The organism is Streptomyces lacaronensis (genome assembly GCF_047337785.1).
GTDB lineage: Bacteria > Actinomycetota > Actinomycetes > Streptomycetales > Streptomycetaceae > Streptomyces > Streptomyces lycopersici.
Genome location: NZ_JBLHDK010000003.1, coordinates 10,089,586 through 10,110,032, shown reverse-complemented (window position 1 = coordinate 10,110,032; position 20,447 = coordinate 10,089,586). Strand labels below are relative to the sequence as shown.

The following is a 20,447-nucleotide window of genomic DNA, read 5'->3' as shown; positions in this document are numbered from 1 at the left end:
GACGGTCTGAGCCGCCCGCTCGCCCTGGTCAACACAGGCCGGGGCACCAACGACTCCACCAAACTGTCGACTTCAACCAGCAGCGGCGCCTGCATGTAGCCGACCTCGCACGCCTGGTTGCGCCGCCCCCGCGGCCGGGAGAGGAAGCACATCGTGCGGACGCGGTGCCCGCTCCCCACACGTAAGCCCAGCTCACGCGTGAAAAGAGGGCCTCCACAGGCTCTGACCTGCGAAGGCCCCTTGCAGCGTCGAAACGAAAGAATGTGAACTTGCAACCCTTGACCCCAGCCGCGTCGAAACTCTCAGCAGCGAGCCGCACCATTCTGTACCCGCCCTTTGTGGCCTCCACGGATCGATACACCACCCGCCGTGGAGGGAGCCCCGACGCAGGGGTCCCCCTCGTCGCCAGCAGTGCCGACATTGCCGCGCAGACTCGGCGGCAGGCCGAGCTAAGCCGATCACGGGCGTACGGCTCTCCCGGTCAGCTGCCCCACACCTCTCAACGAACCTCTCTCGGGGAATCACCCCGGTGGATGCCCCTGGGATCTCCGTATGTCAGGGCACCGGACGGACGATCGTTCATACGGAGGAGGGCTGGTCAACACTGCCGTTCACCCGAGCTGCCCGGGGTCCTGGAACGCGCCGCCCCAGGCTGACGAGCCGATCACGCAGCAGTTCGGAGAGCTCCTGCTGTTCCTGCGGGGTCAGCTTGCCGAGCAGGCCGGCCATCTCCTCCTGCCAGTTGGTCTCCTCCCGGACCAGACCGGGATTCTGCACCGACCAGTCGAGCACCTGACTGACCTGGTCCGGGTGCCTGACCAGCCACAGAGCTGCCAGGGAGACGGGTCCGTTGCGCAGGGCCTGGATGCAGAAGTCGTATTCCTCGCGGCGATTTGCCGTCCAGGAGTACGGCAGACCGGCTTCCCCCGGCTGTCCCAGCCGCAGTTCGCCATCGGTGTCGCGGGCCTGGACATCCGTGACGCGGTAGGTGAGCCCCACACTCTCCAGACGCTGAGGCGGGGCCAGGTGGTGCATCATCTCGGAGGCTCCAAAGCTGCGGCTCCCCGTGCTCTGGGCCTCTTCCAACTGGTGGAGGCAGTGGTCGAGGTTCTTGCGCACGACGTCCCATCCGTAGGCCGTCCGGGAGCGCACCACCTGCGCCGGATCGTGCACCCACCACAGCACGCGCACGTTCACCGACTCGGTGCCGTATGCAGTCGGCAGCGCCACGCTCCGGGTTTCGGGCTGTTCTCCCAGCCGGACGCGGAAGGCCTCTTCGTAGCCGCCCAGCAGTCCGGGGGACGGAGCCGCGCGGTCGGCGGCCATGGCGGGCTCCGCACCGCGGTGGCGCCTGATCCCCAATACGTGGTGGGCCCCCGCTCGGTCCCTCAGGACCAGGGCCCGGTCGCGCCGCCCGGCCAGGCGCTGGCGAAGGATCTCACGCCACGGCGCGTGCGGGGCGAGAGTGTAGACGGGGCAGTTGTCCTCGGTCGTCATGCTGTCCTCCCGGATGGGTGCGGCTCGCTGTGCGGGGGGCGCGCCGCCGGTTCGCCCTCGCGCCAGGCGTTCAGTGCCCGGTGCGCGATGTCCCGTCCGACCAGATCGGAGTCCTTGTGCCGATCGATCAGAACGAACAGCCGGAACACTCCATGCCCCATGTCCTGCGCCAAGGCGGTGAGCAGGGTTTCCACGGCCTCCTTCTGCTGTTCGCCCCAGGAGGCCATACGGCACCACGAGATCAAGTGTCCGGATGTGGTACCAAAGGTGTCGTCGTCGTCCAGGGTCCGATGGACAAGTTCAACGATCTGCCGTGCGGACTCTCCCTGGCTCAGCAGCTGTTGCTGGAACCAGGAGGGCTCCGCCAACAGACGGGGGAAGTTGCGGACCGCCGGCTCGGCATCGGTCCCCTCCCGGTCGGCCCATTCGACCAGGTACCTGAAGACCAGCGCCTGGCTGCCCGAGTTGAAGAGGCCAACCAGGGCCGAGTCCACCGCCCTGCGCACGGCGCGCTCCCCCTCGTCGTCCAGACCGTGGTGGAGGCCGCCTAGCAGCCGCATGGCGACGTCCGGCCGGGAGAGCCCGAAGTCGGTACCACAGGTATACGCCACGGTGGACCGGAGCTGGGGGCTCTGTGCCCAGCTCCAATCGCGGAGGCGGTACTTGACCTCCGTGGCAAGTACGGGGTCCTTGGCCGCCACACCCATCGCATGGGCGGCGATGATCCGGCTGGTGCGGCGATCGGACTCGGCAAGGGTGCGGATGTGGCGCAGTGCTCTGCGTCCGCCGCCCCAGCCCGCAGCCATGCCCATGACCCGGCCCACCGGCTGCGTGAGCTCCGTCTCGTTTCTGACTGCGTCCATCCACGAGGTCAGCACCCCGGACAGCTGGCCGTACTCGCGCCATACGTAGCGGAGTACGGTCTCGGCCTGCCGCTGCCGGGTGAACCGCACCGGCTCCACCGCGAAGGTGTATCCGGAGGCCGCGCGGATTTCCTTGGGCGCGCACTGTGCGCGTACGGAGCGCAGCAGGTCTTCCAGGGATCGCCGGAAGACGAAGTGCGGGTTGGGACGCGGCAGTTCCCGCTTGCCCTGAGCACCCGTGTCGTCGTCGGATGGTGGCACTTCGCAGTTCAGACGGCCCTCCGCCACTTCGAGGAGCCGTTCAGCCTCCTCCCTGATGATGCGGTGGTCCAGCCCTTCGAAGACGCAGGTCGCCAGCAGGAAGGCCAGCCCGTCGGAGTCATCGCGCAGTTTCTTGATCAGGTCCGGTACCTCGCCCTCGGCGAGGAAGCTCAGACGGTTCCGGAGGCCCATGGCGTCCGTCCCGTCCTCACCCGAGTCGACCACCGCTGCGACGAGTTCCGCGACTTCGGCGGGAACCAGTTCCGGAGTCAACAAGTCATCCAGCAGCCCCGGTTCCAGCCCGGCAAGCAGCCGGTTCCGGCGCACCGGGTTCGGTACGACGGCTCGCAGACGGGCGTCGAACACCTCCCGGGGCGGCGCTGGTCGGCAGACCACGGGCGTCACGTGGAGGTCGCGCTCCAGCCTTCGTACGAGTTCGGGATCGTCCGGGAGCACGATCACCATGCGGGCGTCGGCCTCGTTCAGCAGGCCCCGCAGATTGCCCACCATGCCGGGCTTCAGGGCGTGCTTCGGCAGGAGTCCGTCTACGAGGTACCCGCGGGCGTCGGTGTGGGTGGGCCGCCAGGTGGCAAGGTCCATGTCGCTGTCCACCGCGCGCAGCGCCATGCTGCCGCTGTGGCGGCGCAGCAGGTTGAGGGCGGTCGTGCGGCGCCCGGAACCGGGGGCTCCGGTCAGGAACAGGACACTGCTGTCGAGCTTCCTCAGCGCTTCCGGGAACCACTCCGGCTCCGCGAAACCGAAGCCCGCTTCCCCGATTTCGTGCTCGGAGATGGGGCCTTCCCGCGCCTCCACCCGGCGGGGGCCCGAACCGACCGAATGGCTGTGGTTGCTCACATGCTGGCCACCGTGCATAGAGCCCGTATTGATGTTGCCGTTGGGGGCGTAGATGAACGGTCCACGGCCGTCGCGCCCGGCGCCACCGAGCAGGTCGTCGATCCCGGGGATGGGATCCTCGTCACCGACACCGTCCTCATCGTCGAATCCGTCCGGCTCCACCTGGTCGGAACGCGCGCCCGTAGCTTCTGGTTCCTCCCGCGGTGCGGAGTCGTCTCCTTTCCCGGCGGCCGGGCCCGGAGAGCCTGCGGGGAGTTCGGGGCGCGGTTCCCGCTCGCTCACCGGTGCCCCGAGTTCTTGTTGCCACGGACGGTGTCGCCCTGGTTGCCGTGGACCGACCCCGCCTTGTTGCCGCCGAAGTGGTCGCCACCGACCTGTGTGTTGTTGACGTTCTGGCCGCCGTGCACCGTTCCGGTGTTCAGGTTTCCGTTGTCGGCCCTGTTCGTGACGGTTCGGGGAACCGCCGCGTGCCCGGGGTCGCGCGGGCCGTCGTCGTGCACCCGCTTGGCCTCCTGTTCCTCGATCACCTGATCGCCCAGGATCCGGCGGTCGTACAGAGTGCCTGAGGGAGCGGGTACGTACAGCCAGGCGCGCTGGGCGAACGACTTGCCTTCCACCGTGGCCGGAACCTCAGTGAAGTGATCGACGTGGCGGCCCGTGTAGCCACTCGCGACCGCGTCCTGATAGCAGCGATCCGAGAGGATAGCTGCGACCTGGGTGACGTTCTCGCTGGAGGCGGCCAACATCGCCTTGACGGGGCGGGAGTCGAGCAGCCGGTGTGTGTCGTTGCGCGGCGTACCTTTACCGTCCTCCCGCTCCCCCGAGTCGGTAACTGGCCCGATATGCAGGCTGACGCGGAGCCGGATGCGCACGGCCCCCATGGAGTGCACGTTGAACTCGGTGAGCACGTCCTGGAGTGTGCTCAGCCAGGGGTGGATGACGAAGGGCATTGCCGTCGGATCGAAGCCGAATACAAAGCCGTCACCGGTGGAGTCTGGGAACCGCCTGTCGTCCCAGACATCCGCGATTCCCGCACGCTCGAACGATGTGCGGAGGAGTTGGGGAATGGCCCGGCTGATGAGCTCGTGCTCGATAGCGGGATAGCCGGTGAAGTCCTTCGCGTCGACGGCCACGATCCTCGGTAGGGCGGTAGCTGACGACTTCGGGTGTAGGGCGCGGCCGTCGCCTGGGGCAGCGGCAGGTGGGGTTGGGACTGCTCGGACATCTGGGGCTCCTTCACGGAACGACGGACGTGGCATGGGCGGCCCTGAAACATCCGTGGAGAAACGGGTCGGGCCGCCGTGCCTTCGAGGTTCGCGAACCGACGCCTCGTCTTCCGCACTCTCAGTGCGGATAACGGGTGACAGGCGCCACATGCGTCGCAGGCCGCCGGGTTCATCCGTCGTCGGAGCTCGCGACACGGCGCAATGCCGGAAGATCGTCGATCACGATGCGCTTGCGCCGCGCCCACACTTGACAGGACTCCAGCTCACGCAGTAGTCGGGTGATGGTGTTCCGGGACACCCGCAAATGCTGTGCCAATTCGTCGTGGGTGACGGCGAGTTCCTGGGAGCGCGAGATGTCAGCGAACTTCACGAGGGTCACTGCTAGCCGGTGCAATACGTCGCCACCCCCGCGGGCCTGAGTCGACTCGCGCAGCCGCGCCAGCGCGTAGCGCTCGAGGACGGGCGACAGCCCTTGCGCATCGACGAACCGGGTGAAATCCGGGGCCATCATGACCGCAACTTTGCAGCGGGTCAGCGTCTCGACGCTCGCCAGCCTCGCGCCCCCGCCTCGGACCGCCACCTCGCCCAGCAGCTCGCCCGGGCCGCGAAATGCCAGCAACGTGGGCGCCCCGCTCCGCGAAGTCCGCACCACCTTGGCCACGCCTCTCAGAACAGCCAGTACCAGGGTTCCGGGTTCGCCCTGTTGCAACAGCAACTCACCCGGTGGATGCCAGCGCTCATAGGACTGTCGGACCAGATCGTCCCATACTGCTTCTCCCGCGAGATCACGCAACGTCTCGCCCGGTGTCTCGGATGCCCCCGCGGAGTGGTATGCGAAATCGCTCATGCAACGACCTTGTCCTGCGCGAGCCTGTGCTACACAGTCAGTCCTTCCGTGCGTCTCATCGGCCGATTCCCTCACAGGCTGTGGTTCCTACACCTGACCAGCGGCCTGAGTACGTTCGCCCCCTAACGACGTCGTCAAGCCACCACTGTGACGGGGCGCTCCTAGCGCTCTCATCGACCTCGTCAAGCGGCACACCGTTCACCCTCTCGATCGCGTGGCCAGCTGTCGTACTCATCAGCCGACTCCTTGGGAGAGATCCCTATCTGGTCTATAACCACCCCCGGGAGCGCGACGGCGCACGGTAGAGCGATGAAATGCACCGAATGTTGAGTGCGTGCCCCCTTGTTCGCACCACTCGCCAGTGCTGTGCTGATGCGGCATCAAACGCTTTTGGCCAGCGATTCGTCGTTGGGCGGTCATGTGTCCGAAGGGATTGATCTTGACTCTGGAGGGCACTGCCCCGAAATGCCAATCTGGTCCTGCACATGGTGGCTCTCGCCCTCCGCTTCCCGGTGGCTGGCCTATGCGCAGCTTCCTAGGAAGGCTGCAGGGCTACGTCCGGACGGACATGCTCCAGCTTGGGACCCTCCGTCGCTTCTCGCCGGAGGAAATCCTCATCCAGGAGGGCGACCGTTCCCAGTACGTGGTCGTGCTGCGCTCCGGGTTCGCCAAGGTCACCGCTCAGATGGAAAACGGTCGTGAAGCCCTTCTGGCCATCCGGGCCGGCGGTGACATCGTGGGTGAGATGGCTGCCCTGGATGACGCTCCGAGATCGGCGACAGTCACCGCATGTGGAGAGATTTCAGCCAGCGTCGTGGAATACGAAGACCTACAGCTGTTTCTCCATCGCCATTCCGACGCTGCATTGACGCTCTCCGGCATGGTCGTCGAGAAGCTGCGCTGGGCCAACCGTCGCCGGGTGGAGTACGGCGGGCTCCCCGTCAAGGCACGTCTTGCACGGGTGCTGGCGGAGCTCGCTGTGTCGCACGGCCATCAGGTACGACGGAGTCTCGTCATCGGCGTCGCCCTGAGTCAGCCGGAACTGGCCGCACTGACCGGGTCCTCAGAAGTCACAGTCCACAAGGCGCTTAGAGAACTGCGCCGAGAGAGGCTGCTCGCCACCGGTTATCGCCGCGTCACGGTGCTCGACCTGCCGGGACTTCGTCGGGCCGCAGGCCTGCCCAGGACTTAGGGCCCTTCTGACGGATCTCCGCGGCGTCGCGACGCCCGGCACGCCCCTCGCCCCACCGCGCGAAAACCCAAGTAGCTCCGCTACGAGGGCTTCCGCGCAGCACGCCGAGAGCACGCTCCCCCAGCTACCGCTGGGAGGTGCCCCCTGACGCCGCTCCTTCCTCCACGGAGATCCGCCAGAAGGAACCTAGTCGCGTCATCCGCAGAACCTGTATTAGTACGGCTTTCGCCGTGTTCTCCGTGATCGGCTTGCACAGTTGATGCCCGGCTCGCGAGAGCCAGTCACATCAGTCACTTCACCAGACAGGTGTCGCATGGCATCACACAACATCATCACGCGCCATCTCTGCATAGCCGCTGACGTAGAGCGGTACAGCAGGCTGGACATCCCACAGCAGGAACGGGCTCAGGCCGAACTCGTCGAGGTACTCGACAGAGCGGCGACTCTGAGCAGTCTGGACAGGCTGTCCTGGAAGCGCCAGCCGCAAGGCGACCAGGAGTTCGCCGTGTTGCCCGCCGGGACTCCGGAGCAGGTCGTGCTCGGTGAGTTCATCAGGAACCTCACGGTCGCCCTCGGAGAGTGCAACGCTCATCGTCCGCGGAAGCAGCCGATGAGGCTTCGGCTGGCCATGGACCTCGGGGTGGCAAGGACCGCGGCGCTCGGGCACAGCGGTCCTGCCCCGATAGCCGTCGCCCGTTACCTGAACGCGCCCCCGCTGAAGTCCGTCCTGAGCGGGACCCGCACCACGAACCTGGCCGTCATCGTCTCGGACCGGCTCTACCAGGACGTGGTCCAGCATCACAGCCACGGACTGGATCCGGACCAGTACCTCAAGGTGCACGTGCGACACGACGAATTCGCCGGATACGGGTGGATACAGATCCCTGAACACAGTACGGCCGAGATCCGCGGCCTCGCCCTGAGCGGTCGCCCGACGGGCATGGCGAACGGAAAGCAGGAGGACCCCATCATGAACACGCCAGAAGCGATCGCGGCGCTGGCCGGTAGCGCTGTCGTGGGGGCCATGGCCGCTGATGCCTGGGCCTTCGTACGGGATCGGTGCGCTGCGCTCCTCACCCGTCACACGCCTGAGGAGAGGCAGGAAGTTCTGGATCTGTTCGACGGCTTCGATCGGTGCCTCTCCACCGTGGAGGGGGGACATCACGACAGCCTCGCCGCCATGTTCGCAGGCCGTGCCACCACCGCTCTGGCCGGCGTCGCGGCGCTCTCCGGCGAAGCGGCCGACGAGGTGCGTGCCCTCGCTGAGGCAGCGGATGCCGCGCGTACGGAAAGCGCCGCCCGAAGCAGCATCAGCGTCCGCGACGTGCGGGCCAAGGGGGACTTCATCCTGGGCGGCCGAAACACCACGGTTTACAAGGGAGGGCAGCGATGACCTTCGATAGTGATCCGCCCGAGGGTTTCGAAGGGACGACGGACCAGAGGATCTCGGTCGACGGATCGTCCGCGGGAAGGGATCTAGTAGTGGCGAGCGGCGACGTCACCATCAAGAACATCGTCTCGGGCCTCGCCATGCTGCGCCCACACCCTGTCGACCGCGGCCGCATCCTCGGCGAGCCGGTCTTCGTCCCGCCGCCCATGCGGTTCGGTGGGCCGGTACCGGAGCCGTTCCCCGTCGCGGACCCGACCGGAGGCAGCGTCATCGCACTCCTGGGCAGGGAGTCCTCAGGCCGCCGTACGTTAGCACTTGACATGCTTGATACGGCTTTGACCGACAAGCACTGTGAAATATTCGAATTGTACCCGGACTGGGAGAAGCCCGACGTCGACCGCATCCCCTGCGAGTCCAACACCGGGTACCTTCTCAACCTCGCCGGGGTCAAAGAGCCGCTCGACAAGGAGTTCCACGATCGGCTCGCCGAATACGCCATGCGGGCCCACAGCAAAGACAGCCTCCTAACCGTCATCGCCACCCCACGCGTCTGGAACAGCACCGCCATGACCAGCCGGACGTCACCGGTAAGGGTCATGGAAGTAGACCGGCCCTCCGCGCTGGAGATCGCCCGTCGGCGGGTCGAGGCCGACAGCGAGCATGCCGGGCGCGCTGCTTGGCTTACGGACGACTCCAGTGTGTTCGCGGGTCTGCTTCAGGGAGACGAGCCGCCTGCCGAGGCCGTACGCCTGGCCCACGTCGTCCTGCGCGCGGAGGGACCTCGGGACACGGATGCGCTCGATGGGTTCATGGGCTGGAAGCACAAGCTCACAGACTGGTTCGGCTCCACTGCCCAGGACGCGCCAGAACGACGGGCCCTCCAGGTCGCCGCCGCTTTCCTCGACGGCGCCCGGGCCCGGACCGTCCTCGACGCCGCTGACGCCCTCCTGGCCGACCCCGAGATCCACTGGCCAGCGCGGCAAGGCGGTCCGCTGGGCGGCGCGGGCGGCAGCCAACGCTGCTCCGACGCCGAACTCGACTATTCGTCCGACGGCACCGTCTCCATCACGAGGCAGCACCCAGGTATAGACCGGGCCCTGCTCGGGCACGTGTGGCGGGAGCGGCCTCAACTCGTGCCCGTCTTGACCCGCTGGCTCTCAACGATCAGCCAACCGCAGGGCATCGCCGACACCTGCCTCCCCAGACTGGCCGAGGTACTGACGACACTGGCCGAGTCAGAAGGGGCCGACGTCGTCCTCGACTTGACGCAGGACTGGCTGCGCAATGGAAGTGTCCGCTACGCGCAGCTCGCGGTCGACGTGCTGGACCAGTTGGCGGTCAACCCTGTTCTGGGGCCGGAAGTTCGCAAGGACCTCGCTCAGTGGGCTCACGGCCACAACACGCCAGAACGCCAGTTGGCCATCACAAAAGTGTGTGGGAGGCAGCTGGTTCGTGAATACACCAGTGTCGCTCTGACCAGGCTGAAATACGTCCTGGAAAGTACCTGGAAAAAGAAGGTGCGAACGGCTGACGACGAGAAGGTACGCGAGGCGGCGCTGAACACGCTGCAGTCGCTGCTAGGCGACACCGACCTCTCGGCGCGGGTACTGAAGACGCTCGTCGACTGGACCACTCCGGAGAAGAACACATCGGAGAAGGCGGAGCTGAGCCGCACCGCCTTCCTCGACGTTTTCGCGCTTGACGACGCCGAGTCCTCCATATCGCCGCTTCCCCTCCTCCTCACCGCGGAAGCGGAGCACGGCGAGGCCGTCCGAGAGCTACTCCGCGAAGGCTGGCAGGCCATATGGCGACGACCTGAACTACGCGAGCGCGCAGCGGAGGTACTCGGCGGCTGGTGCGACGCGGCCGAAGCCGGTGAACTGCCCGGAGACGCGGTGGAGGACGTCGTCGCCGTCATTTTTTCGGCCCAGGCCGACGTGATGGGCGGCGAACTCGACAGGCTCATCGCCGGCACAGCGCCCTTCCGCGCCCGATTGCGTACGCGCCTCTTCCACGTTGTCAGGGAGACGGCGGCTCGCCGTGCGGCGTCCAGCGCTTACAGCTCCGCATGAGGGCGCGTCTCTTCCGCCGGCGCGAACCCGGTCCCGCCGGACAGGAGACTCGGTCTTTCAGCCGGGCCTTCTCCGCCCAGCTGCCCAGCGCAGACCACGGTCTCTACTTCGACGTGCGTTTCGCCTACGACTGGAGACCGGTGGCATCGCAACAGACTGCTCTCCTCCACGGCGATGCCGTGGCACGGTCACTGCTGACGGACCATGCCACAAATGCCCTGTGCAGGTACCCCATCCTCATGGCCGACACCGCAGAAACAGCCGTCAACCACATGCTCAGCGAGGAGATCCGTGACGATCAGAGGCTGTGTGTGACCGGCGGGGTCACAGTGGTCGTCACGGAGGACACACTGCTGGCCGCCTGCCGCCGAAGCGAGGCGGCCGAGCGGCATCGTGTCGAGGAGGCAGCCCACATCGCACGTCTGGAAGTGCTCCGCGATCTGCTGCTCGACGGCGGACTCGGCCTGGTGTGGTGGATCGACAGGTACGCGGATCTGCAGTTCTCTGCCGGAGACCCTAAGAGCAAAACGGAATCGGTCCTCGGTGCCTTCCGCCTCGTGAGCGATGCCCTGCATGCCGATGCGGCCTTCGGCCAGGGCGACGAGAACGTCTTGATGAGAGCCCGAATCGAGGAACTACTCGATGCTTTCCGCAACCCGGACACAAGAATGCGCGCGATGGATCTTCTGGAGACCGTCCTGAGCCTTCTCACGCCCGAGTCGGCGACTGCCTCGGAACGGGCAGAGGCGGTAGAGCAGAAGAACCTGGTCCCTGCAACTGAACCACTTTGATCTCTCGCACCGTCGCGGTCGACCGGTCCCCGGCAGCATCAGATGCTGGCCACCGGTCGTACCGCATCGGTCCGCGAGAGCGCCGCCCCGGTCGCCGAGGCGAACCAATGACGTTTGCCTAACCACGGCCGAGGATCATCAGGTCACGACGCCCCCCATGTTGCAGGCGTATGGTTGGCATGAAGAGACCGCAGATGACGGGGCTGCGCTCGCGTGGTGGGGACCGTCGCCTACCTGCTGGCGCCTTCCATAGGCGGTGAGCCCCTCGCGAAGCTGGATGAGTCGTTCACGACGGATTCCGCATTCGACGTAACCGTGACGGCCGAGGAGTTCAGGATCCTTGAGGCACCGGTGGGCCCTCCGACCCACAAGACATTCCCCGACGAGGACAACGCTGGAGGAGACCGCGATCCTGAACTGATCCGACTACGCCAAGGAGCGCGGGGCCGGGCATGTATGGCTCGAAGTCACCAACATCAACGCCCCTGCGATTCGTGCCTATTTCCGCATGGGATTCATCTTCTGCGGGCTGGACGCCACGCTCTACGACGGCACTGCATCGGCCGGTGAGCAGACACTCTTCATCTCCAGGCGGATGCGCTGACCCGCCACCGCGCAGGGCCGTTCACCCCGGTGCCGGGCCCGCGTCGACGGTGTGGTCGAAGAGGAACATATGGCCCGGGTAGTGGGTGATGGTGTACGGGGCCCGGGTGGCGGGGAGCGCCAGTTGGGGTGTCACCCCGCAGGCCCAGAACACCGGGACGTCACCGTCCTCGACGACCGGGGAGGGGCCGAAGTCCGGCCGGGCCAGGTCGGCGATGCCGAGCGCGGCCGGGTCGCCGATGTGCACCGGCGCCCCGTGCCCGGCCGGATAGCGGGCGGTGATCTCGACGGCGCGCGCCACGAGGCGAGCCGGTATCGCGCGCATGCTGACCACCAGCGGTCCGGACAGTCGCCCGGCGGGGCGGGTGGCCACGTCGGTGACGTAGACGGGCGGCGCCGCGGACTCCGGGGCGTACCGCACCGGGACGCCCGCGGCACGCAGCGGGCCCTCGAAGGTGTGGCTGCAGCCGAGGAGGAAGCCGACCGCGTCCGGACGCCAGTGGGCGGTGATGTCGTGTGGTTCGGCGGCGAGTTCGCCGTCGTGCCAGACCCGGTAGCGCGGCAGGTCCGTCCGCAGGTCGGCGATGGTCGTGCCGAGCCGGACCACCGGGTCGCCCGGCTCGGTGATGGCGAGGACGGGGCAGGGCGCGGGGTTACGTGTGCAGTACAGCAGGAAGTCGAAGGCCAGGTCGCGCGGGACGATCACGAGGTTGGCCTGCTGGTACCCGTCCAGCAGACCGGCCGTGGGCCCGGTCCACCCGCCGTCCGCCACCAGGCGCCGCAGCGCCGCCGGGGTGGCGGGGACGTCCTCGGGAAGGCCATCTCCCAACGGGGTGGCGGCCGTCACGCCAGTTCCCGGTGGCTGGACTCGGTGACGGTGCGCAGCGTCAGCAGGGCGACCACCACGGTCGCCATCAGCAGGAAGCCCGGGGCGAGCAGGCTGCCGGTGGCCGAGATCAGCCAGGTGGACAGATAGGGGCTGAGCCCGCCGCCGACGATGGTGCCGATGTTGAAGCTGAACGAGAGCCCGGTGTACCGCACCCGGGTGGGGAACAGCTCGGCGTACGTCGGGTACGTGACGGACTGGACGACCGGCATCGGCAGGGCCAGCACCACCATGGCCGCGACGGCGAGCGGGAAGCTGCCCAGCCCCATGACCAGCATCGCGGGGACGACCAGGACCGCGTACCCGGCGAACCCGACGGTGATGAGCCGCTTGCGTCCCCACCGGTCGGACAGCGCCCCGCACACCGGCATCAGGACGGCCACGAACAGGCTGATCCCGCCCATGATCCAGAAGGTGGAGTCCTTGGGGTAGCCGAGGTCGGTGGTCAGGTAGATGTTCATGAAGATCAGGCCGACCCAGTAGCCGCAGTTGGAGCCGATGGCCAGCAGGGTCACCTTCAGCACCGGGCCGCGGTGGCGGGTGAACACCTCGGTCAGCGGCGCCTTGGCCGTGGCCCGCTCCGACTTCGCCGCGAGGAAGCTCTCGGAGTCCGCGAGCCGGTTGCGGGCGATCAGGGCGACGGCGACCAGGGGCAGCGAGAGCAGGAACGGTATGCGCCACCCCCAGGCGTCGAGCTGGCGCTCGCTCAGCGCGGTCGTGGTGATGCCCGCGACCAGCGCCGCGGCCCCGCCGCCGAGGGCCACCCCGACCGGGGTGAAGGCCCCGAAGAAGCCACGCCGCCCGGCCGGGGCCGACTCGGCGAGATACGTGGCAGAACCGGTCACCTCACCGCCCGCGAAGAACCCCTGCGCGAGCCGCACCACCAGCAGGGCTACGGGCGCGGCCACGCCCACGGCCTCGGCCGTGGGCAGCAGCCCGACGACCGCGGTGGCGCCGCCCATCCCGGTCACGGTGAGGATCAGTACGGGCTTGCGGCCCACGCGGTCCCCGAGCCGCCCGAGCACGATGCCGCCCAGCGGCCGCATCAGGAACGCGCTGCCGAACACCGCGAGCGTGGCCAGCAGGGCGGCGGTGGGGTCGTCCCCGGGAAAGAAGTTCGGGCCGATGATCACGGCCAGATAGCTGTAGACGCCGAACTCGTAGTACTCGATGGCGGTGCCGGCGGCCGCCGCCAGCGCCGCCCGGCGCGGGCCGCCGCGCGCCGCGGTGGCGAGGGCGGCCGCGTCCCCGGTGTCTCCGGGTGCCGTTGAGGCCGTTGATACGCTCGTCATGGGTTCCTCCGGGTCTGACATGTCCTTTGGCCGGGATGTGCTGTCAGTGCCGCCGGTACGGCGCCGGGGGCCCGTACGACGGTCATCCGCGGGACCAGTCCTCCTGCTGATGACCGTCGTCCTGCCGGGCCGGGCGCCGCTGCGCCGGTGGGTCGGTGAGGGCCGCCGGGCGGATGAGGACCGCCGGGCGGATGGCGGATCAGACGGCGAAGAGCTGTCCGAGGTCGGCGAACGCCTTGAACTCCAGCGCGTTGCCCGCCGGGTCGAGGAAGAACATCGTCCACTGCTCACCGGGCTCGCCCTGGAAGCGGACGTACGGCTCGATCACGAACTCCGTGCCCGCCGCGGTGAGCCGCTCGGCCAGCTTCTGGAACTCCGGCACCGGCAGCACCAGGCCGAAGTGCGGCACCGGCACCTGGTGGCCGTCGACCGGGTTGGTCCCGGCGATGCCGTCGCGCGGCGCCCCGGAAGGGCCGTCGCCGACCTGGTGGGTGACGACCTGGTGGCCACCGAAGTTCCAGTCGATCCACTTGGTGTCCGAGCGGCCCTCGGCGAAGCCGAGCACCTTGCCGTAGAACTCCCGGGCGGCCTCGATGTCGTCCACCGGGATGGCCAGGTGGAAGGGGACGAGGGAGTCGGGCTGAGCGGACATATGCGTGTCTCCTTAAGGTTTCTCACGGTGGTTCAGGTGGATTCGCAGGGGGTCAGTGGACGGGGGCGAGCCGGAGCTCGTCCCCGGGGAGGGTCTGGCCGACGAGATCGATGTCGGCGTCGGTGACCACCCCGATGACCGGGTACCCGCCGGTGACCGGGTGGTCGGCGAGGAAGACGATCGGCTCGCCCGACGGCGGCACCTGGATGGCGCCGCGTACCGTCCCCTCGCTGGGCAGGTCGACCGGGCCGATGGCCAGCGGCGGTCCGGTCAGCCGCGCGCCGACCCGGTCGCACTGGGCGGAGACTCGCCAGGGCGTGGTGGTGAGCCGGTGCCGGTCCGCGGCGCCGAACAACTCGTGCCGCGGGCCCCAGCGGAACCGGACGGTGGCCGGGCCGCCGTGCGGGACGACGCTGAACGCCAGCTCCAGCGGGATCGCCGGGACCGGGCGCACCGGGCCCAGTCCGTACTCCGCCCCGGCGCGCACCTGGTCGGGGCCGAGCCCGGTGAGGGAGTCGCGCGAGGCCGACCCAAGCACCCGCTCCGCCTCGATCCCGCCGGAGACGGCGAGGTAGGTGCGGCAGCCCGCCCAGGGGCGGCCGATGGCGAGCACCGATCCGGCACGGAGCCAGAGCCGCGGCGCGCCGTCGACCGGCACCCCGTCGACCGTCAGCGGCGCCGGGGCCCCGGTGACCGCCACATGGCGGGTGGTGGAGAGGGTGATCGCGAGACCGCCGAGGGTGACCTCCAGGGCCGGGGTGTCCTCCAGGTTCCCGGCCAGCCTGTTGGCCAGCCGGAAGCTGCGCCGGTCGGCCGGACCGGAGGCGGGCACACCCAGGTGGGCCATCCCCGGACGGCCCAGGTCCTGCACGCTGGCCGCCGGTCCCGCCCGGACGACCGTCAGTACGGCGGGCTCCGGGCCGGTGCCGGGGTCCGGTGGCCGGTGCCGGGGGCGGACCCGGCGGCCCTGGGCGGCGGAGATGACCGTCATGGCGTCACCGCCTCGAAGACGACCCGGTCGCCGACCGCGAGCCGGTTCGGCGGTTCGGCCGTCACGTCCCACAGCCGGGTGGTGGTGACGCCGATCTGGTGCCAGCCGCCGGGAGTTCCGCCGGGGTAGACCACCGTCTGGTTCCCGGCGATGGCCACCACCCCGGCGGCCACCCTCGGCCGCGGGCTGGACAGCCGGGGCAGCCGCAGGCTCTCCGGTACACCGTCCAGATACGCGAAGCCGGGCGCGAAGCCGAAGAAGCCGACCCGGTACTCCCCCGCGCCGTGCCGCCGCGCGACCTCCTCCGGAGTCAGGCCGAGGCGTTCGGCGACCTCGGGCAGGTCCGGGCCGTCGTACCGGACCGGGATCACGATCCGCCTGCCGGGCGGCGGTCCGGTGCGGTGGGCGCCGGGCCCGTCGAGCACGGTGCGCAGCCCGGCCGCGAGCTTGCCCATCCCGGCGGTGGTCTCCGCCACCACCAGCACGGTCGTGGCGGCGGGCACGATCTCCCGCAGCCCCGACGCCCAGGGCTGGGCGCGGATCGAGGTGGCGACCTCGGCGGGGTGCCGGTCCGCGCACTCGATCAGCCAGCCCCGGTCACCGGCCCTCCGCAGAATCGTTTCGCCTGATGTGACGTTCACAGACGCGACGTTCACGGACGTCATGTCGGCCGGGGTCACGGCCGTACCCCGACCCGGTCGGTGGCGGCACCGGGCGGGCCCACCGCGACGCCCCCCGACGCCAGCGCCTCCCGTACGGCGGCGGCCAGCACGGCCGCGCCCGGGGTGTCGCTGTGCACGCACAGCGCGGCCAGCCCCCCGCCGTCCGGGGCGATCGTTACGACGCTGCCGCTCACCGAGACCACCGTCCCCGACTCCGCCATCCGCAGGGCGCGTTCGGCCGCCTCGGCCGGGTCGGTGATCAGAGCGCCGGGCGCGGAGCGGGGCACCAGCAGCCCCTCGTCGGTGTAGCCGCGGTCGATGAACCCCTCGGCCAGTGGGCGCACCCCGGCCGCCACCGCCCGCTCCCAGACCGCGGTGCGCGGCTGGCACAGCAGCGGCAGCGCGCGGTCGTACAGGGCTACGGCCTCGACGATCGCGGCCGCGTGCCGGGTGTGCCGGGCCGCCGCGTTGTAGAGCGCGCCATGGGCCTTCACATAGCCGACGCGACCGCCCGCGAGCCGGGCGAACACCTCCAACGCCCCCATCTGGTACAGGAGTTCGTTGACCAGCGTGGCCGGTGGCACATCGATGAAGCGGCGGCCGAAACCGGCCAGGTCGCGGTAGGAGACCTGGGCCCCGATCGCCACGCCCCGGGCGGCGCTCGCCTCGCAGGTGCGGCGCAGGATGTCGGGGTCTCCAGCATGGAATCCGCAGGCCACGTTGGCCGCGGTGACCTGGTCGAGCAGTTCGCCCTCGTCGGCCGGCCCCCAGACCCCGAACCCCTCGCCCACATCGGTGTTGAGCGCGAGCGCGGTCACCGGGCCGACTCCGCCCAGTACGCCTGGAGGGCGCCGCTGCTGTTCTCCCAGGCCGTGTGCAGCCCTTCCTGACCGCCGTCGATATGCGCCGTGATCTGCCGGGCCAGCTCCTCCGCGTCCCCGTCGGCCAGCGCCTGGACCATCGCGGCGTGCTCATGGTGGACGCGGCCGTACGCGGAGGTGCCATGGACGTAGAACCGGGAGTACGGCTCCAGCCGGTGGTACATCTGCGAGATGATCTCGTAGCGCATGGGCAGCCGGGACAGCCGGTACATGTCCAGGTGGAAGGCGAGGTTCGTCCGCGACCAGATATCGGCGCCGGACCCCGCGGCCCGCTCCATCGCGGTCGCCATCTCCTCGAACCGGCTGATGTCGCGCCGGGAGACCCGCTCGGTGACGTGCTCGGCGAAACTCGGCTCGATGAGCCGCCGCAGGTTGTAGATCTCGTCGATCTCCTCGAGGTCCAGCACCGTGACGAACGTGCCGCGGCCCGGCGTCGAGCGCAGCAGGCCCTCGCTCGCGAGGGTGCGGATGGCCTCCCGCAGCGGGATGCGGCTCACCCCGAAACGGTCGGCGAGTTCGTCCTGGACCAGTCGGTGGCCCGGCGGGTAGACGCCCTCGACGATCAGCCGGCGCAGCTCGTCGGTGAGGGCGTCGGCGCCTTGGGCATCACCGCGGCGGCCTCTGTCTTCTCGGCTCATATACCGTGTATACAGTGCATGCACCGGATGCGTGAAGGGGGCGGGCCACAGGAAATCCGTCCGTCAGGCTCGCTCTCCCAGCCGGGGCCCCTCAGTCGCTGGTCAGGGTTCGGTCCAGGAGCGGGAGCAGCCGGTCCCAGTGGTGTCGCAGTGCCGAGGGGCTGAAGGCGTCGGTGTCGGACATGGTGAAGCCGTGGACGGTGCCGGGGTAGATCTCAGTGGTGTAGCCGACACCCGCGGCGTCCAGCGCCTGGTTGAGTTCGCCGATGGCCTCGGGCGACATGTCGCCTTCGGCGAGGCCGATGTGGACGTCGGCGGTGAGATCGGGGACGAGGCGGTGCGGGCTGTCGGGCGCGTCGGTCACCAGGAAGCCGGGGTGGAATCCGGCGACGGCGGCCACCTGGCCGGGATGGGCCGTCGCGGTGCGCATCGCCAGGGCGGCGCCTATGCAGTAGCCGATCACGCCGACCGGTCCGGGGCCGACCTCGGGCCGGGTGGTGAGGAACCTCAGACAGGCATCGGCGTCGCGCAGGATCCGTTCGCTGGTGTGCTCCACGATCAGGGGCATTAGCTGTCCGATGATCGCGGGCCGGATCTCCTCTCCGATGTGCTCGGGAAGTTCGATCACCGGTGCCGGGCCGTGCCGGTAGAGGAAGTTGGGGACGAGCACGTAGTACCCGTGCCCGGCCAGTTCACGGGCCCGCTCCTCCAGCTCGGGCCGGACGCCGAAGGCGTCCGGGTACAGCAGCACCCCCGGGTGCCGCTCGCCCCCGTCGGGGAAGGCGGCGAAAGCGTCGGCCTGACCGTCCGGGGTGGGGATCCGCAGTGTCGTAGTGGGCAAGGCATTCCTTCCTTGGAGTTCGCTCAACAAACGTTTGTCGCACTAACGTTGTCGGCGCGAGCGAACGTACAACGTTAGTCGGACTAACGCAATCGGTAAGATACGCGCCATGACCAGAGCCGAAGCCGCGGACGTCCCCGACGACAGCGCGCCCCAGACGCCCGAACGGCTGCGTCGACTGGCGAGCCGACTGCTGTCGCAGCTGACCACGCGGTCGGACCGGCTGATCAACGAGGGCCTGGCCCGGGCCGACGCCCGCAAGTGGCATTACGCCGTGCTCGCCTCACTGGAGGAATACGGACCGGGCAGCCAGGCGACGCTGAGCAGGCGCACCGGCATCTACCGCAGCGATATGGTCGGTGTGCTCAACGAACTGGCCGAGCGCGGCCTCGTCGAGCGGGCGCCGGACCCCGACGACCGGCGCCGCAACACCATCACGATCTCCCCCCGAGGCCGCCGCCGGCTACGCCGCCTCGACAAGGTCCTGGACGAACTCCACGACGAACTGCTCGCACCGCTGAGCCCTGCCGAGCGCGACCAGTTCGCGCGGCTGCTCACCCGCTTGCTGGACCACCACACCGGGACCTCCTGACCCCGATGGGTTCGGCCCGGTGCGGCCTATTCGCTCTGCCCGGCCGGGCCAGGGTCCTTCTGACGGATCTCCGTGGGAGAAGGACCCTAGGGCCGAGCGCTGGGCGCGGGTGCGTTGAGGTCCCGGTGGACCGCGCGGGCGACGCCCTCGATGTTGGCGATGCCGTCGTCCATCGTGGCGTTGTCCTGCGAGAGCACGGTGATCGTGTAGTCGTGGTCGCCGCCGGTGAAGGCGCCGAGGCTGTGCACCCGCCAGCCGTTCGTGGCCCGCTCCAGCCAGCCGTTCTTCACATGCACCTGTGCGTCGCCCGGCGCACCGGCCGGGGTCCCCCAGCGCTGCGAGGGGATGACCTCGCTCGTCAGCTTCAGGATGTAGCCGCGGGAGTCCTCGCCGAGCACCGGGTTCGCGTGGGTCACCAGGTTGAGGAGCTTTTCCTCGTCGTTGGCGGTGATCTGGGTGAGCCCCCAGTGGCCCTCGCTGTCGAGGACGGTGTCGGTCATCCCCGCGGCCTGCGTGAATCCGTTGATCTTCTCCGCCCCGAGCTGCTTCCACAGGGCGGTGGTGGCATCGTTGTCGGACTGCGTGATCATGGCGGTGGCGCGGTCCTTCTCCTCCTGCGTCAGGGCGCGGTCGTCCTTCTGCGCGTCCCACAGCAGCGTGGCGAGCACGGTCACCTTGACCGTGCTCGCGGAGTCGAACGTCCGGTCCGCGTCAAGGGTGCAGGTGGTGTTCGTGGTGCGGTCGTGGAGGCTGATCGCCGTCGTGGCGGTGGAGCCGTCCAGCGCCGAGTTGATGTCTTCGGAGAGCTTGTCGGCGAGCCCCGGCTCGTCCGAGGTGCAGATCGCCGCCTGCGGGGTGGCCGCCTGAGCCGACCCCACCGAGGCGATCGTCGGCACGAGCGCCCCCGCGGCCAGCGCCGCCCGCGACGCCAGCGCGGTCCGGGGAAGCCGGGATATTCGTCGGTGTCGCCCCATGGTGTGTGCCTGTCCATTCGCTCGTGGTGCGGTTGCGGTTCATCACTCGGGTGCCATCGCTCCGTCGCGAAGACATCCCGGTGCTCCAGCACTGGAGGACGAACAAGCGATGGGCGGGGTTCAAAAACGTGTCCGAATCTCACAAGATCGCTCCACAACCGGCACAGCACCCGGGCAGCCCGGCGGGGCCGTCGGCGCACTATGCGAGCCACCCGCCCGGCGCTGTTCGCGCGGATCGCACCCTTGCGCCCGACGCCAGGCCGGACCGGCCCATGAACCGCCCGGTTGGCGCCCCCGAGGAGTTGACGCGCTCCGCCCGGTTGGCGCCCCCGAGGAGTTGACGCGCTCCGCACGAGCGGCGGCAGCGGCCCGTGCTTCCGGGCCCGAATCTGGAGGCCGCCTGCGTGTGGCCGACCGCTTTCCGCGCACTCGCCGAGGCAC

At 69.1% G+C, this 20,447-nt stretch carries 17 protein-coding genes and 1 pseudogene; 5 read left to right on the top strand and 13 right to left on the bottom strand.

The features are described 5' to 3' along the window. Window positions 1-579: 579 nt before the first annotated feature. The 4 genes and pseudogenes from ACMTAK_RS43735 to ACMTAK_RS43720 all read right to left on the bottom strand — a co-directional run bounded on the left by ACMTAK_RS43735 (window position 580) and on the right by ACMTAK_RS43720 (window position 5,549). Window positions 580-1,497: a hypothetical protein gene (locus ACMTAK_RS43735; protein ID WP_413811288.1), complete on the bottom strand. Its 918-nt coding sequence runs from the start codon at window positions 1,495-1,497 to the stop codon at window positions 580-582. Further along, window positions 1,494-3,758: a hypothetical protein gene (locus ACMTAK_RS43730; protein WP_413811287.1), complete on the bottom strand. Its 2,265-nt coding sequence runs from the start codon at window positions 3,756-3,758 to the stop codon at window positions 1,494-1,496. Before ACMTAK_RS43730 ends, ACMTAK_RS43735 begins: the two co-directional genes overlap by 4 nt. Next, a pseudogene (locus ACMTAK_RS43725) lies at window positions 3,755-4,701 on the bottom strand (hypothetical protein). The gene ACMTAK_RS43730 and the pseudogene ACMTAK_RS43725 overlap by 4 nt, the downstream one beginning before the upstream one ends. A 170-nt stretch (window positions 4,702-4,871) precedes the next feature. Further along, entirely contained in the window at window positions 4,872-5,549 is a 678-nt protein-coding gene (locus ACMTAK_RS43720) for a Crp/Fnr family transcriptional regulator (protein WP_413811286.1), read from the bottom strand. A gap of 523 nt (window positions 5,550-6,072) precedes the next feature. On the opposite strand from ACMTAK_RS43720, the gene ACMTAK_RS43715 reads away from it, so the two are divergent. The 4 genes from ACMTAK_RS43715 (at window position 6,073) to ACMTAK_RS43700 (ending at window position 10,994) form a co-directional block, all read left to right on the top strand. Then, window positions 6,073-6,741: a Crp/Fnr family transcriptional regulator gene (locus ACMTAK_RS43715; RefSeq protein WP_413811285.1), complete on the top strand. Its 669-nt coding sequence runs from the start codon at window positions 6,073-6,075 to the stop codon at window positions 6,739-6,741. 313 nt (window positions 6,742-7,054) lie between these two features. Next, window positions 7,055-8,134: a hypothetical protein gene (locus ACMTAK_RS43710; RefSeq protein WP_413811284.1), complete on the top strand. Its 1,080-nt coding sequence runs from the start codon at window positions 7,055-7,057 to the stop codon at window positions 8,132-8,134. Beyond that, window positions 8,131-10,203 (top strand): hypothetical protein, encoded by a 2,073-nt coding sequence (locus ACMTAK_RS43705; RefSeq protein ID WP_413811283.1) that lies wholly within the window; start codon window positions 8,131-8,133, stop codon window positions 10,201-10,203. The genes ACMTAK_RS43710 and ACMTAK_RS43705 overlap by 4 nt, the downstream gene beginning before the upstream one ends. 239 nt (window positions 10,204-10,442) lie before the next feature. Continuing rightward, entirely contained in the window at window positions 10,443-10,994 is a 552-nt protein-coding gene (locus ACMTAK_RS43700; protein WP_413811282.1) for a hypothetical protein, read from the top strand. 625 nt (window positions 10,995-11,619) lie between these two features. Here ACMTAK_RS43700 and ACMTAK_RS43695 read toward each other — a convergent pair. The 8 genes from ACMTAK_RS43695 to ACMTAK_RS43660 form a co-directional block, all read right to left on the bottom strand. After that, entirely contained in the window at window positions 11,620-12,444 is an 825-nt protein-coding gene (locus tag ACMTAK_RS43695) for a putative hydro-lyase (RefSeq protein WP_413811281.1), read from the bottom strand. Continuing rightward, a complete protein-coding gene (locus tag ACMTAK_RS43690) occupies window positions 12,441-13,775 on the bottom strand; it encodes an MFS transporter (RefSeq protein ID WP_413811280.1) in 1,335 nt (444 codons plus the stop codon). Before ACMTAK_RS43690 ends, ACMTAK_RS43695 begins: the two co-directional genes overlap by 4 nt. 199 nt (window positions 13,776-13,974) lie before the next feature. After that, complete coding sequence (locus ACMTAK_RS43685; RefSeq protein ID WP_413811279.1) at window positions 13,975-14,427, bottom strand: VOC family protein; 453 nt, start codon at window positions 14,425-14,427, stop codon at window positions 13,975-13,977. A 52-nt stretch (window positions 14,428-14,479) separates the two neighbouring features. After that, entirely contained in the window at window positions 14,480-15,418 is a 939-nt protein-coding gene (locus tag ACMTAK_RS43680; protein WP_413811278.1) for a 5-oxoprolinase subunit C family protein, read from the bottom strand. Further along, window positions 15,415-16,059: a 5-oxoprolinase subunit B family protein gene (locus ACMTAK_RS43675; protein ID WP_413811277.1), complete on the bottom strand. Its 645-nt coding sequence runs from the start codon at window positions 16,057-16,059 to the stop codon at window positions 15,415-15,417. The genes ACMTAK_RS43680 and ACMTAK_RS43675 overlap by 4 nt, the downstream gene beginning before the upstream one ends. A 35-nt stretch (window positions 16,060-16,094) precedes the next feature. After that, a complete protein-coding gene (locus ACMTAK_RS43670; protein ID WP_413811276.1) occupies window positions 16,095-16,898 on the bottom strand; it encodes a LamB/YcsF family protein in 804 nt (267 codons plus the stop codon). Continuing rightward, entirely contained in the window at window positions 16,895-17,599 is a 705-nt protein-coding gene (locus ACMTAK_RS43665) for a GntR family transcriptional regulator (RefSeq protein WP_413811275.1), read from the bottom strand. The genes ACMTAK_RS43670 and ACMTAK_RS43665 overlap by 4 nt, the downstream gene beginning before the upstream one ends. A 91-nt stretch (window positions 17,600-17,690) precedes the next feature. Continuing rightward, window positions 17,691-18,440 carry a dienelactone hydrolase family protein gene (locus tag ACMTAK_RS43660; protein ID WP_413811274.1) on the bottom strand — a complete coding sequence of 250 codons (750 nt, stop codon included), beginning with the start codon at window positions 18,438-18,440 and terminating at the stop codon, window positions 17,691-17,693. Window positions 18,441-18,549: 109 nt separating this feature from the next. On the opposite strand from ACMTAK_RS43660, the gene ACMTAK_RS43655 reads away from it, so the two are divergent. Then, window positions 18,550-19,032 carry a MarR family winged helix-turn-helix transcriptional regulator gene (locus ACMTAK_RS43655; RefSeq protein WP_413811273.1) on the top strand — a complete coding sequence of 161 codons (483 nt, stop codon included), beginning with the start codon at window positions 18,550-18,552 and terminating at the stop codon, window positions 19,030-19,032. Between the two features lie 86 nt (window positions 19,033-19,118). Here ACMTAK_RS43655 and ACMTAK_RS43650 read toward each other — a convergent pair whose 3' ends face one another. Further along, the gene (locus ACMTAK_RS43650) at window positions 19,119-20,006 is read right to left on the bottom strand and encodes a serine hydrolase (protein WP_413811272.1); all 888 of its coding nucleotides are present in this window, start codon (window positions 20,004-20,006) and stop codon (window positions 19,119-19,121) included. Window positions 20,007-20,447: the final 441 nt, after the last annotated feature.